The sequence below is a fragment of the Planococcus sp. CP5-4_YE genome (assembly GCF_019042655.1).
Taxonomy (GTDB): domain Bacteria; phylum Bacillota; class Bacilli; order Bacillales_A; family Planococcaceae; genus Planococcus.
The window spans coordinates 1-15,076 of the sequence record NZ_JAHPZO010000007.1; the positions used below are offsets into that span (position 1 = coordinate 1).

Consider the following 15,076-nt stretch of genomic DNA (forward strand, 5'->3'; position numbering starts at 1 on the left):
CTGTTCAATGTGCGTCTTGAAGGCCAAGGCCTCGTCGCCTTCACCTCCCATTACGAGCCGCTCACATTGCTCGTCACGCCGGATACGCCGGTATTCACCGATCCAAACGCGACTGTCGCATGGTCAGGCAATTTGGAACCTGATTTTGTCACCGATGTACAGTTGAAAAGCTTTTTTGGGAGGGGCAGCGGAGAATCCGTACAAATGAAATTCTCCGGAAATGGCTTCGTCGTCGTCCAGCCTTTTGAAGAAATCTATCACGCACCACAGAGCTGATGACATACCACCTACTAAAAACTGCCCCGCGGCGATTAGACATTGCTCTAATCGCCGCGGGGCAGTTTGTTTTGTTTTAAAAGCTGATGTTCCATTGTTGTTTCAATTGCGAAAGCAAATCCTCTGGAGCATCGCAGAGGAAATACGTAACGCCCTCCTGGTCCACTTGAATCGTTCCATCTTTATAGAAGTGAATCAAATACATATGGTCGTCCATGCGGTCAGCTGCCGGCATATTGTAAAGCATCATCCGGTAACTGCCAGGCTGCTCAAGCTGTTCTGCCCTGTCCTGCAATTCCGCTTCACTCGCTTGGATCAGCTCTTTTCCGTTTAAACGATCGATCAATTCATCAGCTTTTTCCGGCCCTTCGATGAAGGTTTCTTCATAACCTGCAGTTTGGCCTGAGGAATAGGTGCTGGAAACGAGCACGCCTTCGTACTCCCCACGGTTTTCAATCGCGAGAGTTTCCGGACTTTCCCCAACAGTGGCACAGCCAGCTAATAAAGAGATGATGATCCATAAAAATGCCATTGTCGATAATTTAGCCGAGGTTCTCATTGTTAGCCTCCAGTTCTTGTCACTAGTCCATATTAAAGCAAATGGTAAATTTGTAAAATTAAAGATAAGGCAATTCAGTGCTCAACGCATGCTCCGGTAAAAATAATCGTTTCATCCATAACAAAAGGTTCCGGCCAGCAGACCGGAACCTTTTGTCATTCTCTGTTTCTAATTTCATTTTTTCGGCAATACAGCTTTCGGGGAGACAAGACCTTTGTCGACGAGTTCATCCCAGAAAGCAGACGGGATATCAGCTGTCATGGCGGCCAAGTCTTCCTTGATGCGGTCTGGCCGTGTGGACCCTGTGACGACCGCTTTGACCGCTGGATGAGCGGTCGAAAATTGCAGCGCGGCATCTTTTAAATGTACACCGTGATTTTGGGCGACGTCGTTAAAGCGCGCCACCCGCTCTTTGATTTCCGGCGTGATTTCTGCGTAGTCGAAATGATCGCCGCCGAGCAATGCGCCTGAGTTGAATGCCGAGCCGATGACCAGGCCGCCCTCTGTTTTCTCAGCAAGCGGCATCATGCGCTCCAGTGCGCGTTCATGCTGAAGCAAGGTGTATTGCGTCGCAGACAAGCTCAAATCTGGATGCGCTTGTTCCAGTTCGAGTGCGACTTCGATCGGCGTGGTCGTATTAACGCCGAGGCCCCATGCTTTGATGACACCTTCGTCTCTTAGGCGGTCAAGCACTTTGAAAGCGCCAAGGCGTGCTTCATCGAATTTCGTGACCCATTCATCGCCAAGAAAGTCCGGTGAGATATCGTGCACGTAAACCATATCCAAACGGTCTGTCTTCAAGCGTTTCAAGCTGTCTTCAATCGAACGCAGCGTGCCCGATTCCGTGTAATCGGTCTGGATTTTATTTTTGCGGCCGAATTCGAACAGCCCTTCTTTTTCTTCTTCCTCGTCGAGCACGATGCGTCCGACTTTTGTGCTCAGCAAATAGTCGTCGCGCTTGTAAGAAGGCAAAATCTCACCGAGCCGCAGTTCCGCAAGCCCTGCCCCGTAAAAAGGTGCCGTGTCAAAATAACGGATGCCTTCGTTCCACGCAGATTCGACGGTCGCCATCGCTTCATCTTCCGGCACGTCCCGGAACATATTGCCGAGCGGCGCTGTCCCAAGGCCAAGTTTATGTTTGATTGTCACATCGTTTTTCATTCGTGAACACCTCTTCTAAATAATTGTATTGAATATACAGTTGTCTACCCGCTATCCCCTAGGCTAAACAAGAAACAACAGCCTTAAAGCAGCTCAACACAAAAACCGCATGAACCTCTTGAATAGGTTTATGCGGTTCTCCACATCCAGTTACACATCACGATTTTTAAAGCTATAAACCGCAAGTGCCAATACAATAATCCCGTAAAAAACCGCATAGCCGATGAGTAAATTGCTCGGGCTGGAAATGCTGGTGAACAGGCCGCCTTGGGCAAAAGCAAGCGGGCTGTCCGTTGTTACGAACAATAGCGTGGTCATCTTGCGGTAAATGGAATCGACCGGATAGACAAGGCTCATTATGATTCCGACGTTGACGAGCGCAGTTTTTTCCAGTACCGCACCGAATTGTTCGATAAAGCCGCCGATAAAAGCAGCACCATAAAGGACGATGGAAATGATACCGGCATTCAAGGTTGTCATTCTCGTGCTTAATAAAATCCCGAATGCAATCAGGACAAAGGGCTGTATGGCGAATACCCCAGCCGCCTTAACCATTTGCATCGGTTGAAGGTCCAATGCTAGCCAGTCGACTCCGATGCCTTGATGGATGGCAATGACGCTGAAAAATAATGCAATGACATAAGCCATCATTAAAACCGTCAAACCGACGAATTTTCCTAATACAAACTGCGCTCTGGAAATCGGGCGCATCAACCATGTATCAATCTGATGACTCGCCACTTCCCCAGAAATCGCACTGACGCTAGACATAATCGCGAGCAGCGATGCGATGAATGATGAAAAATAGAGCCCTGCCCCGAGCATCTGAGACGCTACAAACTGCTGCATCAACACCGCTTCCGGACCTTCCATGACCTCAGGGCCCATGTTTGATGTTTCCCTTCCGGCAAAGTAGATTGCTGTTCCATATAAGCTCAGGAACACAAACGTCATAATCACCGTGAACAGGAAAATTCGCTTTGAAATAACTTCGTGTATGGTTATTTTAGTGATTGCCCACATAGGAGTTCTCCTTTTTCCGGTTCACCCAATGCAAAAACACATCTTCCAAATGAGGTGTAATCTGCCGAACTTCATACACCGAAATGCGGCGTTCGGACAAGTAGTGAATCATTCGCGGGATATCGAGTTCATCACCGAACTGGATATTCCATGTGGTTCTCGTTCCTTGCTGCCCTAGTTTCCGCGAATGCGATACAAACGAAGGCCACTGGATGTCTTCTGGATGATCCGTTATGATCTCTATTTGCGCTTCGATTTGCATCAATTCTCGCCAAGGCCCTTGGGCGATCATATCGCCTTCGTGGATGATCGATACGTTATCGCATACCGACTCCACTTCATGCAATAAATGGCTGTTCAAGAACACGGTTTTTCCTTGGTCCCGTAAATACACCATGAGGTCACGCACATCTTTACGCCCGATCGGGTCGAGTGCGGACGTCGGTTCATCGAGGAAAATGACTTTCGGATCATTGAGAATCGCACAAGCCAGGCCGATGCGCTGAGCCATGCCTTTTGAAAAGCCGCCGATCTTGCCCTTTTCCCGGCTGCTCATCCCGACCAGCTCCACCACTTCTTCAATGCGTGTTTTCCGCTGCCGCACCGGGATTTTGCATAGTTCTGCATGGCGCTCAAGCAATTGCTTGCCCGTCAGCCAGTCAGGATAGCGGAACAGCTCTGGCAAATAACCTGCTTGTTCACGTGATTTGATCGATCCGATTGGTTCACCGAGGATAAACCCTTCTCCACTTGTCGGCTTTAATAGACCGAGAAGCGTGCGGACGAACGTACTTTTCCCGGAGCCATTCGGCCCTAAAAATCCGTAAATCGTCCCTTCTCCAATCGACAGAGAAATATCTGAAATACCGCCTTTACCATCATAGGTTTTGGTCAATGAGTTGGTCCGGATAACGTCCATTCTGTCCCTCCATCATCATAATGAAAAGTCCAGGGCGCTTGGTCCACCCTGAACTTCTTTCTTCATTTCACTTGTGCAGCGAGTTCCATTAATTGCTGTTCGGTCATCTTAGTTTCCGCCATGATCATTTGCAGTTGCTCACCTTGTTTCCAGACGATTGAAGATTCGTCTGTGCCCACGAAGGTGAATCCTTCTGCACCCTTCACATCGACTTCGCTCACTTTCGCCTCTTCCGTATCAACCACCGGAACCGGAAGCGTCGTTTCAAAATCGGAAATATTCGCGAGCTGTGTCTTCACATTATCTGGCAAAAACGGAAGTGACAGCAATGTATCACGCAGCTGGTCAATCGAGGTGCCATCTGGAACACTGATCTCCGGAGATTCTGTACGCACATAGGAGATGTATTGTCCATTCGACAGATAATCCGCTTTTACCGTTTCAGCAATCGATACCGAGAATGGCTTACCGTCCAGTACCGCCTCAAACTGTTCGTCAGCCTCAAGCTGTGTGAGCAACTGGTTCGCTTTTTCGACATCGAGTGTAAACGTCATCGTCTGTGCCGGCATCACGTCTATGCCGGACAATCCGAATTCATCGAACAACGGAATGGAATACCCTGCTTGTTCAGCCGATTCAATCGCCTGGAACTGCTGCAGCTCACCATCCACTACCGATCGCTCTAAGTTGCCGAGGCCTTTCAAATCAATTTCTCCCGCTTTGTGTTCACTTACCCAGCTCTCGACTTGCTCCAAGTCTTCCGGCGTCAACTGCACCATCTCGAATTGATCAACACGGAACAGCGATAGAAATTGATTCGCCCCCACTTGAACTTGCGGAATGGCAAGCGAACTGAAAATGGCGGCGGCTGCAACGCCAGATACGATGAAACGTTTGGTCTTGGTTTTCAACGGACTCCATCCCTTTCTGCTTGTTGTTTCACTCACTGCCGCTGACTTACGGTTGTCTCCCTGCTCCAAATTCTCTTCGAACCTCGCCCATGCCCTGGCCACATCGATGTCTGCACCATCCAAGTCCAATTTGTTCTCATAAAAAGCTTGAAGCTGCTGCAACTCACTGACGGCTCCACGGCACATTGCGCAGTTTTCCAGGTGCTTCATGATTCTTTTTTTCTCTTCGCGACTGACTTCGCCGTCCAAATAAGCTTGTAAGGTGCCAATATCATGACAAGTCATTGGTTCTCTGTCCCTTCCTCCGCATACATTTTTTTGAAACGGCTTTTCGCCCGTGCCAGCAGCGTGCCTATCGAGGATTTTTCCAAACCTTTATTTTCTGCAATTTCCTCGTAGCTATAGCCTGAAAACCTCATCACCAATAAATCCCGATCCTGTTCGGATAAGCGCATCAGTGTTTTCTGGACTTCCCCCAGCTCCTCGCGTTTCACATAAGCCTCTTCAACCGACCTTGGCCATATTCGCTCCTCCGCTTGTTGCTTTTGCTTCTTGGCCATATGACGTTTTTCGGTGCGCACTTGATTATAAGCGGTATTGACGGCGACTTTTGTCAGCCAGCCCGGCAAATTGTCAATTGCCGAACGGTCCGCGTGATACAGCTTGACGAATACTTCCTGCGCAACATCTTCTGCGAGGGGCCGGTCTTTCAGGATAATCATCACTTTCCAGACGACTTTCGGGTAATACTGTTTGAATAAAACCTGGAACTCTTCTTCATCAGATAGATTGCTGGGAACTTCCGGCAAATTTGCCGCCTCCTCCATCATCCGGCCCCTCCCCTCAGACGCTTTCATAATAAAGACACCGGAATCACCGTTTTTGTGACAATTTTCAGTTTTTTTATATATAGTTTTGTTTTACAGCTGAGTTCGATCCCGCTTCATTGCTATTGTGTAAATTGACGTAAATTTCTCTGCTTAGTTTCCTTGTCTTAAGCATCGATACCCGCGGCAGTTAAAAAGCCCAACCCCTCAAATGTTCCTGAGGAATTGGGCTCGGCTTGGGTTGTCCTGATTGGCGTCTCTCTACTTCTATTATAGTACAAACAAAAAAATATTTGCAGTCTACATTTTCACCTAGCGCTGTCTTATACTGGTTGCAAGAACACTACTAGAGGAGGCAGATTTCAATGGATGGCCAAAAAGATGTCTTGGATCCAGGCCCTTTTTTTCACGGAACAAAAGCACAACTGAAAATCGGTAATCTATTGGAAGCGCAGAATTTATCGAATTATCAAGATAAAAAATCCAATTACATCTATTTCACAGCCTCACTCGACGCGGCGAAATGGGGTGCGGAACTCGCAGCCACAGATTTACCGGAACGGATCTATATTGTCGAACCCACAGGGGAATTTGACAACGATCCCAATCTGACTGACAAACGCTTTCCCGGGAACCCGACTCGCTCTTACCGTTCCAAGTCGCCGTTGAAGATCGTGGCGGAACTTGCTTCCTGGGAACGCCATAGCGAGGAGCAGATCCAGCATATGCTCGACTCGCTGAAATCGCTGCGTGAACAAGGCAAAGCAATTATTATCGATTGAACTCTTTTCAAAACGCCGGCTAAGTCTTAGAACATATGGCCGACGATTTGGTATATCGCCACCAACAGACCGAGCACACTGGCTTTCATTTTGGCGGGATGGTCTCGTTCTTTCCGGTAAATATAAAAGAACACCACTAGGAAGCCGGCCGGAATCCACAGCTCGAAGTTGTACTCCAGGGTGCTGTAAGAAAGAACCGGCATGACATAGGCTGCGACTAGAAAATAAATGAAAATTTTAATGCGGCCAGTTTCCAACTCCTTGCTCCATTTGGCCAGTAAATAAATGATGATGAACGCCATCACCGTGATGTGCAGTTCCGGCAGCATCAGCGTGCCATTTCCCAATTTGAATTCCACAATGCCTCACTCACTTTTTCATATAATAATCTTCCATCTGGTAAATTTCGCCACTTGTGTTTCAATCTCCTCCATTTAAAAAAACCACCCAAATGACGAATGGTTTTTGCAAGCATAGCATTCGCTTATTTGGATCCGGAATCAACCGCTGGCTTGACCCGCGCGGCGAGTTCCGGATTTTCCTTATTAGGCGCTGCGGCTGGTTTTTTCGACCAGATTGTCGCCAAAATCGGCCCGGAAATATTGTGCCAAATCGCTCCCCATACACTCGGTAGTGCCGCGAGCGGGCTGAAATGGGCGGTTGCCAAGGCGACGCCGAGGCCGGAGTTCTGCATGCCGACTTCGAGCGAAATCGCGCGGCGGTCCGTTTCGTTGAGCCCCATTGCCATCGCCGTCAAATAGCCGAGCACCAAACCGAAGCTGTTATGCAAGAACACTGCCAGGAAAACGATAAAGCCGGAGCTGATGACGTTTTGTGCATTGGCGGCAGTATCGGCAGAGACGATGATGAGGATCGCTGCCACCGAAATGAGCGGTACGACCGAGATGCTTTTCGCAACCGACGCCGGGAAAATGCGCTGGACGAGAATCCCGAGTGCAATCGGCAAGATGATCACTTGAATGATGGATGTGAACATTGAAACCGGGTCGACCGGCAGCCATTGCCCCGCAAGCAACAACAAGAGCAGCGGCGTCATGATCGGCGCCATCAAAGTCGACAAGGAAGTCATCGCAACCGACAAAGCCAAATTGCCTTTAGCCAAATAGCGACATAACTTCATTTAAAAACAAAAACGCGTAGAGAAACGGATTCGTTTCTCTACGCGTTTTTCAATTTCAAAAGCAAACTACCTGAAAGCCATACCATCCCCTTATTCAGAGGCTGCGTCTCTTATTATTTCCCTTTTCTCTCTTTCCACCTGTTCTCTATGTCTTCTTTCATTATCACGGCTTTCTCTTTATAGACAGCCGCTTTTTCTTTATAGTCATCTTTATTTTCGTCCCAGTGGGTTTTGCCTTTTCCGATCGCTTTGTCTTTCACAGCGTTCAGCTTGTCCAAAAATGCCATCTCGATCACCCTTCCATTCTGCTGATCCCTATAACCAGCTCAATTGCGTATAGCATAACCCTCGTGCACTACGATGTCTAAGATATTCATTTCCCTTTATTTAATCAGCTTTTTGCCCTCAGAATCCCCAACTACTTCAATCCCTGTTTCTTCTTGGACATAGAAGAACGATTCGAACACTACTGCAGCAATCGCGGCCCCGATTAGCTTAACTAACAGCAACACCCATACTTTCACCAACGCATCGACGGCGGCAAATTAGAGGCTAAGATTTCATTTTCGCTTCTTCATGCTATCGGCCGCTGCCCCGAGAACCAGTCCCACACCCGTCCCTACTCCTGCCCATATAATATCCCCAGTTAAAATCAGTGCTAAAGCTGCTCCGATTGCAGTTCCCATGACCAAACCCAGGCCGGTAAATGGAATTTGGGAATAATCGTTTTTGTGGTTTTGTTCCATTCTTCATCCCTCCTCTAAATACAATGAATTAGGCTTTCAAGCGGAAAATCATCCAGCTGACCTCCGCGACCGCTGCGTGTTCAATCACTTTCACTGATATCTTTCAAGTTTTGCAACGTCTGCTCCATCGAGTTGTTCATGAGTTTTTTAATGTACAGCGTATTGGCCACTTTCCCAAAAATACTGCCTGGAAGATCATAATCCATTTCAAATTGAACTTCAGTTCCATTTTCCACGGGCGAATATTTCCAAGTCTGATTGCCATCAAAAGCGCCGCTAATCAGGCAACGCCACACATACCCCTCTTCAATTCGCCCATTTTCCACGACTATTAAGTGCAATTCCAAGCTCCTTCCAAAAAAGAAGTACATCAGGTCCATGCTCGTGCTCTTCCCACCCCTCCCCTTCAGGTTTTCAGCTTCCGACAATCCCGCATACCATTGATACCAGTGCTTTGGGTTCGTTGCGAATTGATAGACTTCGCCTACCCGGCGATCGATGAAAATACTCTTTTTTAGGCTCCACATTTCGGTATCCTCCCTTGCCTGAGAACTCCCTGACAGACCCTATTGACGGCTCTGTTCTTCCACGAACTACCTATATTCATTAATATAGCATGATTCCGATTAAATAAACTGACTTTTCTGATATTTATAGTAAAATGATGATACTTAGGTAAATCAGTCCGAAGCCATATGACTCTCTCCCGCCAAACGATAGTTATTACTCAACGAAAGGAAATGATTTCATGAGATCGTTTTTGAGGATTTTAATCATCATCGCGAGCCTGTTCTTTGTGGGTGTGGGCATTGTCTTATATATCGTCTACAATTCAGATCCTGCGCAGCAAGAGGTGCTTGAGGAACAAAGTTTCGATGAAGAGATTGGGGCAGTCGAAGTTACCGTTGAAAACTCACGGGTTGTGATTATGCCAAGTGCAGACGAAACGATCCGTGTCGTCATGTCCGGCAATGACGATAATTTCACTTTAAACACAGAAATTGAAGGCGGCCGCTTGGCAATTGAAGTCGAAGACCGCTCCCCGTTTTTCAATTTCGACTTTAACCGCTCCTATACGCTGCAAGTTTATCTGCCTGTGAGCGGGCTTGATTCCCTGTCGGCCGATAGCAATAACGGCAGCATCGAAGTGAACGGCATCACAACCGCTGAGGCAGTGCTTGAAGCAGATAATGGGCGCATCACTTTGGAGGCGGTCGACAGCGAATCGGTGGATGTCGAGACAAATAACGGCCGCGTTGAACTGAAAGACATGGAAGCCGATATCAGCGTCCGCTCCTCCAACGGGCGCATCCTATTCAGCGATGTTTCAGGCGACCTGGAAGCACAAGCGAATAACGGGCGCATCGAATTGGAGACGGAGATGCTTGATTTCCCTGTCGATTTCGATACGGATAATGGGCAAATTGAAATCCGCACCAGCACTGAACCCTCGAACGCCCGCATCGAAGCGCGCGTCGACAACGGCAATATCGATGTATATGGGCGCGAAAATGAAGAAACCGTATTCGGCAATGGCGAGGTGCTCATCCAGCTCGCTTCGAATAATGGCAGCATCACTGTCGAGTGAAAGGAATGGATGAATATGCCTTTGAAACCAGCAATGCTGCGCTTGGCGGATACAAGGGAACTGAGTTATATCGAACGAGGCGACCCACAGGGCATTCCGCTGATTTTCCTGCATGGGCTCGCAGACTCTTGTCATACCTTCGACTTGCTATTCGCTTGTTTTCCTAAGTGGCTGCATGCCCTCGCCTATACACAGCGAGGGCATGACGGTGTCGATTTGCCAGCCTTAGATTATCGAACACAAGACTTCGAAGCAGATTTGCTTCAGTTTATGGATGCCAAAGCTATCGAAAAAGCCTTTATCGCGGGTGCATCCAGCGGAGGGTTTGCCGCCAGGAATTTTGCTGCGAAATATCCGGAGCAGACACTCGGGCTCATCTTAATCGGCTCCCCTTCCGAGCTTGGCAACCACCCGGAAATCGTTGCCATTCATGACTCCACATTGTGGCACTTAACAGATCCCGTTAGCCCCGAGTTCATCCGGAAATTCACCGGAGGGCTTTACAACAAACCGGTGCCTGCCGATTTTTTGGAGAGAATGTTCCACGAGATCCAAAAAGTTCCGGCGCGTGTGTGGAGAGAAACGAGTGAAGCCGCATTGAATGAAAAATTCCCTGGCCTCCTCCACCAAGTGACAGCACCCGCGCTTGTCATTTCGGGAACGGAAGATCCCATAGCTTCACAAGAAGACCAGCAAAAGCTGTCCGCTGCCATCGCAAATTCCCATCTATGCTTCCTCCCGCAGCTCGGCCATATGCTTTATTGGGAAGGCCCAACAGAAGTCGCAAAGAGCATCACCCGATTTGTCGTTAAAGTTCAACAACCGTGATAATGGCACAATCCCATTTCCCCGGAAAATAGCCTGGATGAAAAGAGCAGACTTCCATGTTTCTTTAGAGCAGGAAGAAATGTGAAAATAAACGAGTAAGAACCATCGGCCTCAGGGTATAGACTAAAAAGGAGGCATTTCAATGACTTTGCATGACAAAGACGAAACGAAATTGTTCAGCCCTGAATTCACCAAGAACCCTTACCCAGCCTATGAGCGGCTGCGCGAAGAAGACCCTGTGCATCAGGTGCGTTTTCCAGACGGCCAGCTCGGTTGGCTCGTGACGCGCTATACGGATGCGGAAGCTGTGCTGAAAGACCCGCGCTTCATCAAGGACTTTTCGAAGCTGTTCGGCGGCAGCATGGACGAGATGAGCGTATTCACTCAAAACATGCTATTTTCTGACCCGCCCGACCATAAAAGGCTTCGTGGGCTTGCCCAAAAAGCCTTTACGCCGAAAATGATTGAAAGCATGCAGCCGCGCATCCAGGAAATTACCGATGAATTGCTCGAGGGATTCGAAGGCAAATCGAGCGTGAACTTGATCGATGAATTCGCCTTCCCGCTCCCCATCATCGTTATTTGCGAAATCTTGGGAGTGCCCTCACAAGACCGCGATAAATTCCGGACCTGGTCAAACTCGCTCATCGAAGGCACAAGCGGCGAAGCAGGCGTCAGCGTCTATGAGCATATGAATGAATTTATCCGCTATCTCGGCGAATGGTTCGCGAAAGTGCGCCAGCAACCGGGAGACGATCTAATCAGCCGTTTGATCGAAGCGGAAGAAGCTGGCGACCGGCTGACGGAAAAAGAGCTGTACGGACTGGTCTCCTTGCTGATCATTGCAGGGCACGAAACGACGGTGAACTTGATCGGCAACACCGTACTTACGCTGCTGAAACATCCCGAACAGCAGCACGAATTATGCGTACAGCCTGACCTGATTGGACCAGCCATTGAAGAGTCGCTGCGCTTGAACGGGCCGGTCGAGTTCAGCACTTCAAGATGGGCAGCAGAAGAGATGGAATTCGGCGGAAAAACCATCCACCAGGGTGATTTGGTCATCGTGGCGCTGAACGCGGCTAATCACGACCCCGAACAGTTCGATAACCCGGAACTGTTTGACATCCACCGCGAAAAAAGCGCTCATCTGGCGTTCGGCAAAGGCATCCATTTCTGCCTTGGCGCGCCACTCGCACGTCTCGAAGGCCATACCGCAATCGATGGGCTATTGAAACGCTTCCCCGGCATGATGCTGGCTGTTCCAGAAAACGAACTCGAATGGCGGCCGGGCATGATCGTCCGGGGCGTCCGCGAACTTCCAGTGAAGCTCGGAAAATGAATATGCAAAAAGGCGGTGCCGATGACTTTTCGAAGTCATTGGCACCGCCTTTTGAAATGCAATTAGCCCAAGCCATACAGAGGGAAATTCAATATACGCATGAGGGCTGAAAACTGTTAATTGCTTTCGTTATCGCGTTTGACGATCTTATCGCTTACTTGCTGGCCGCTCAAGGTCACCATCGGCATGCCCCCGCCCGGGTTGACCGTACCGCCGACAAAATACAGATTGTCGTATAGTTCGCTTTGCTTTTTGTGCTTGAAGCCGCCGTTTTTGTTCTTGTCAGAGACCGTTCCGTAGATCGCGCCGCGGTCCGAACCGTAGACACGTTCGATATCATGCGGCGTCCAGACATCGCGTACGACGATATTGTCGCGCAAGCCGTCGAGCCCCATGCGTTCGAGCTTATCGATGACGCGCTCTTCGAATTCCTTATATTGTTCTGGCGTGAACGGGTTGTCCTGGATATACGGAATATGCGGGAGGATTTTAATATTTTCGTGCCCTTCCGGCGCTTGCGTCGGATCGGTCTTATTGACGTTGACAAGGTAGATCGTCGGGTCGTCCGGCAACTCATGGCGCTCGAACACTTTGTCCATCTGCTCTTTTAAATTATCTGAGAAGAAGAAATTATGCATCATTATGTTCCTTGATAAATATGTCCATTCCAGCATAAAGCTCTTCCCTTGAGTTCAAGTAATTCACTGTAATTGAAGTGTCTTTTGCGATTTCATCCAACTCGTTTTTGTATAAAAACGATTCCTTACTATCAATATAAAGCAGCTGAAGCTGATGACGTCCTTGCTGTTCTGCCTCTTTCAGGATTGCCCGAAAAGGAGTAATGCCGATGCCGCCTGCTATCAATAGCGCAGGGGTTTCGTGGTCGATATAAAGAGGCCCGACTGGCCCACGCATATTTAGCTTCATCCCTGGTTCCAGTTCCAATAGGGCTTTTTTAAACTCACTCGGCGCTTCGCTGATTCTAGTTGATACTTTGATGGTATTTTCAAAAGGGGCTGATGCCACGCTGAATGGCCGAGTCGATTTTTTTATTTTTTTATGGGTAATGCTGAATATGCCATGTTGGCCAGCCTTCCATGTCAGCCCTTCTTCCTTTTTGAAGATAAATGTATAGACTTCATCCCTTTCTTCATAGCTTTCCACGAGTGTCAGTTCTTTCTTTTTTAAAATCGGTGCAATGTCCTGGATAACTCCCACCCTGAACCCTCCTTTATAGAAAAGCCTGCCTTTTTACATGAAATACTCTTTATGGACCAGTGAAAACTCTTCAAAAGAATGTGGATCTCTTCCTGTCAGCTTGAAAAAATCGTCTGTAATGTCTTGAGCTTTCCCCATCCTTGTCATGAAATAAAGTGCAACAGTCACGTTCACATAGCCTTTATCTAATCCGCGATTTTGAATATAATGTCTTCTGTATTTCAAATATCCAGGTTTTACATAAGTAATCTTCCTCCCGGTCACTTTGCTTAAAATATCCGCAACCTGGTAATAATCCAACGCTTCGGGGCCGGTTATTGTATGGGCTGTATTTTTATATTTGTTTGGCAAGTGAAGCACAGTAGCAACCGAGAGCCCAATATCCTCCGTATCGATGAAGCTTGTTTTACTTCTTCCAGCTGGAATGAATACTTCATTGGCTTCCTTGATTTCTACCGAATGGACACCTGATAGGTTTTGCATAAAGAAACTGGGACGTATGTGCGCAAAAGGGATTCCTGCTTCTTCTATATATTTTTCAATTTTGTGATGGGGCGGGATCGTATTTGTTTCCACCCCCATTAAAGAGAGAAACGAAACCAGCTGGATGTTCCGTAATTTCATGGCGTCAATAAATGGATACAGGTCTTCAGGCTTCCCTAAGTGAGGCGGTCTCATCAGAAAAACCCTATCGACATTTTGGAGTGCCGAATCGTAACTGTCCTCATCCGTGAAATCGAAGTAGACAGCATCAACTTCCTCGTTAAAAAGCTTCTTTAGCTTCGGAAGGTTCGTACCAGCTGCAACGACCCTCTCCCCTTTCTTGCGCAATTCTTCTACTACATGTTTCCCGACATTCCCTGATGCTCCTGTGACTAATATTTTCATCATCAACCTCCCTTTATTCAAAATAGACCCGTCTATATATCAACTGGTGTAAAAAAACCAGTCGACTCTATTTGAGCAGAACTGGAATTTGCTTAGCGACGAGAAATAACGGTTTACTATCCCCTGTCGTAAAGGATATAAGAAATGCGCCTTCGATCATTAAATTAATAACGCTTCCTAATTCCCTTGCCCGCTCCTCTTCATAGCCGGATTGAATCAATTTTTCAGTAAAGGCGTTTTGGAATTGTTGATAAGCGGATTGGCAAGCCTCCCTCAATGGCCCGCTGATCAGGGACGTTTCAAGCGCTACAGCAGCAATTGGGATTCCGCCTGCTCGATGTTCTTTTTGGAACCGTTCCGCCATGTCGGTAATGAATGTTTGGATAGCTTCAACCGCATCTGTTGAACTGCTTAATCCTTGTTCAATTTGGCTTGAAACAAAATCAGCAGTGGCCTGAACAGATTCAATCGCTAGTTCCTCTTTTCCATTGGGAAAATGATAATATAAGGAACCTTTCGGAGCTCCACTTTCTTGAGTAATTTGGTTAAGGCCTGTTGCATGGTAGCCTTGTAATTGAAAAAGCCGGGAAGCGGTCTTGACTAACTTATTTTTTGAATTTTCTTTTACATTCATCACTAATCCCTCATTTAATCAAATTATACCAATCGGTCTATATAAATCTTAGCTTTTTCATTCCTTCTTTGTCAATTATTAAGTCAGATAATTCTAATAATAATAACAATAAGATCAGCACCGATATCTGCCTGGGACAGGATCAATGATGGTTGTTGGTTGAATCAGTATTCCTTGATCTTGAATCCCGTGAAAGGTTTGAACTTTGAAGTACAGAAGCTAAGCTCTTATGA

At 47.6% G+C, this 15,076-nt stretch carries 19 protein-coding genes and 2 pseudogenes; 5 read left to right on the forward strand and 16 right to left on the reverse strand.

The features are described from left to right. On the forward strand, nucleotides 1-276 hold a 276-nt coding region (locus KTG14_RS10015; protein WP_216970811.1), incomplete at its 5' end, for an AIM24 family protein. Nucleotides 277-352: 76 nt separating this feature from the next. Here the strand turns inward: KTG14_RS10015 and KTG14_RS10020 are convergent. From KTG14_RS10020 to KTG14_RS10045, 6 genes are all read right to left on the reverse strand, one after another. Continuing rightward, complete coding sequence (locus KTG14_RS10020) at nucleotides 353-835, reverse strand: hypothetical protein (RefSeq protein WP_216970812.1); 483 nt, start codon at nucleotides 833-835, stop codon at nucleotides 353-355. Between the two features lie 174 nt (nucleotides 836-1,009). Further along, nucleotides 1,010-1,996 (reverse strand): aldo/keto reductase, encoded by a 987-nt coding sequence (locus KTG14_RS10025; RefSeq protein WP_216970813.1) that lies wholly within the window; start codon nucleotides 1,994-1,996, stop codon nucleotides 1,010-1,012. 150 nt (nucleotides 1,997-2,146) lie between these two features. After that, nucleotides 2,147-3,019, reverse strand: a complete 873-nt coding sequence (locus tag KTG14_RS10030; protein ID WP_216970814.1) for an ABC transporter permease subunit — start codon at nucleotides 3,017-3,019, stop codon at nucleotides 2,147-2,149. Further along, on the reverse strand, nucleotides 3,003-3,938 hold the full coding sequence (locus tag KTG14_RS10035; protein WP_216970815.1) for an ABC transporter ATP-binding protein: 936 nt from the start codon (nucleotides 3,936-3,938) through the stop codon (nucleotides 3,003-3,005). Before KTG14_RS10035 ends, KTG14_RS10030 begins: the two co-directional genes overlap by 17 nt. A 62-nt stretch (nucleotides 3,939-4,000) precedes the next feature. Then, nucleotides 4,001-5,134: an anti-sigma factor family protein gene (locus KTG14_RS10040; protein WP_216970816.1), complete on the reverse strand. Its 1,134-nt coding sequence runs from the start codon at nucleotides 5,132-5,134 to the stop codon at nucleotides 4,001-4,003. Continuing rightward, nucleotides 5,131-5,658, reverse strand: a complete 528-nt coding sequence (locus KTG14_RS10045) for an RNA polymerase sigma factor SigX (protein WP_216970817.1) — start codon at nucleotides 5,656-5,658, stop codon at nucleotides 5,131-5,133. The genes KTG14_RS10040 and KTG14_RS10045 overlap by 4 nt, the downstream gene beginning before the upstream one ends. A 383-nt stretch (nucleotides 5,659-6,041) precedes the next feature. Between KTG14_RS10045 and arr the strand changes: the two genes are divergently transcribed. Next, a complete protein-coding gene (gene arr / locus KTG14_RS10050; RefSeq protein WP_216970818.1) occupies nucleotides 6,042-6,458 on the forward strand; it encodes an NAD(+)--rifampin ADP-ribosyltransferase in 417 nt (138 codons plus the stop codon). 26 nt (nucleotides 6,459-6,484) lie between these two features. Here the strand turns inward: arr and KTG14_RS10055 are convergent, their stop codons facing one another. The 6 genes and pseudogenes from KTG14_RS10055 to KTG14_RS10075 form a co-directional block, all read right to left on the reverse strand. Further along, a complete protein-coding gene (locus KTG14_RS10055) occupies nucleotides 6,485-6,817 on the reverse strand; it encodes a hypothetical protein (RefSeq protein ID WP_216970819.1) in 333 nt (110 codons plus the stop codon). 125 nt (nucleotides 6,818-6,942) lie between these two features. After that, a pseudogene (locus KTG14_RS10060) lies at nucleotides 6,943-7,584 on the reverse strand (bile acid:sodium symporter family protein); the annotation flags it as partial. Between the two features lie 128 nt (nucleotides 7,585-7,712). After that, nucleotides 7,713-7,886, reverse strand: a complete 174-nt coding sequence (locus KTG14_RS10065) for a hypothetical protein (RefSeq protein WP_216970820.1) — start codon at nucleotides 7,884-7,886, stop codon at nucleotides 7,713-7,715. A 96-nt stretch (nucleotides 7,887-7,982) separates the two neighbouring features. Next, nucleotides 7,983-8,111: a hypothetical protein gene (locus KTG14_RS17945; protein WP_258048462.1), complete on the reverse strand. Its 129-nt coding sequence runs from the start codon at nucleotides 8,109-8,111 to the stop codon at nucleotides 7,983-7,985. 48 nt (nucleotides 8,112-8,159) lie between these two features. Then, nucleotides 8,160-8,345 (reverse strand): hypothetical protein, encoded by a 186-nt coding sequence (locus tag KTG14_RS10070; protein ID WP_216970821.1) that lies wholly within the window; start codon nucleotides 8,343-8,345, stop codon nucleotides 8,160-8,162. An 80-nt stretch (nucleotides 8,346-8,425) separates the two neighbouring features. Further along, complete coding sequence (locus KTG14_RS10075; RefSeq protein WP_216970822.1) at nucleotides 8,426-8,872, reverse strand: SRPBCC family protein; 447 nt, start codon at nucleotides 8,870-8,872, stop codon at nucleotides 8,426-8,428. Nucleotides 8,873-9,093: 221 nt separating this feature from the next. Between KTG14_RS10075 and KTG14_RS10080 the strand changes: the two genes are divergently transcribed. From KTG14_RS10080 to KTG14_RS10090, 3 genes are all read left to right on the forward strand, one after another. Continuing rightward, on the forward strand, nucleotides 9,094-9,933 hold the full coding sequence (locus KTG14_RS10080) for a DUF4097 family beta strand repeat-containing protein (RefSeq protein WP_216970823.1): 840 nt from the start codon (nucleotides 9,094-9,096) through the stop codon (nucleotides 9,931-9,933). Between the two features lie 15 nt (nucleotides 9,934-9,948). Then, nucleotides 9,949-10,761 carry an alpha/beta fold hydrolase gene (locus KTG14_RS10085; RefSeq protein ID WP_216970824.1) on the forward strand — a complete coding sequence of 271 codons (813 nt, stop codon included), beginning with the start codon at nucleotides 9,949-9,951 and terminating at the stop codon, nucleotides 10,759-10,761. Nucleotides 10,762-10,903: 142 nt separating this feature from the next. Continuing rightward, nucleotides 10,904-12,103, forward strand: a complete 1,200-nt coding sequence (locus KTG14_RS10090; RefSeq protein WP_216970825.1) for a cytochrome P450 family protein — start codon at nucleotides 10,904-10,906, stop codon at nucleotides 12,101-12,103. 116 nt (nucleotides 12,104-12,219) lie between these two features. Here the strand turns inward: KTG14_RS10090 and KTG14_RS10095 are convergent. The 4 genes and pseudogenes from KTG14_RS10095 to KTG14_RS10110 form a co-directional block, all read right to left on the reverse strand. Continuing rightward, nucleotides 12,220-12,738 (reverse strand): annotated as a pseudogene (locus tag KTG14_RS10095) (phytoene desaturase family protein); the annotation flags it as partial. After that, nucleotides 12,734-13,030, reverse strand: coding sequence for a ferredoxin reductase domain-containing protein (locus KTG14_RS18000; protein ID WP_367948938.1), 297 nt, complete (start codon nucleotides 13,028-13,030; stop codon nucleotides 12,734-12,736). The pseudogene KTG14_RS10095 and the gene KTG14_RS18000, both read right to left, overlap by 5 nt. Before the next feature lie 324 nt (nucleotides 13,031-13,354). Next, on the reverse strand, nucleotides 13,355-14,209 hold the full coding sequence (locus KTG14_RS10105) for an SDR family oxidoreductase (protein ID WP_216970827.1): 855 nt from the start codon (nucleotides 14,207-14,209) through the stop codon (nucleotides 13,355-13,357). Nucleotides 14,210-14,276: 67 nt separating this feature from the next. Next, nucleotides 14,277-14,843, reverse strand: coding sequence for a TetR/AcrR family transcriptional regulator (locus KTG14_RS10110; protein ID WP_216970828.1), 567 nt, complete (start codon nucleotides 14,841-14,843; stop codon nucleotides 14,277-14,279). Nucleotides 14,844-15,076: the final 233 nt, after the last annotated feature.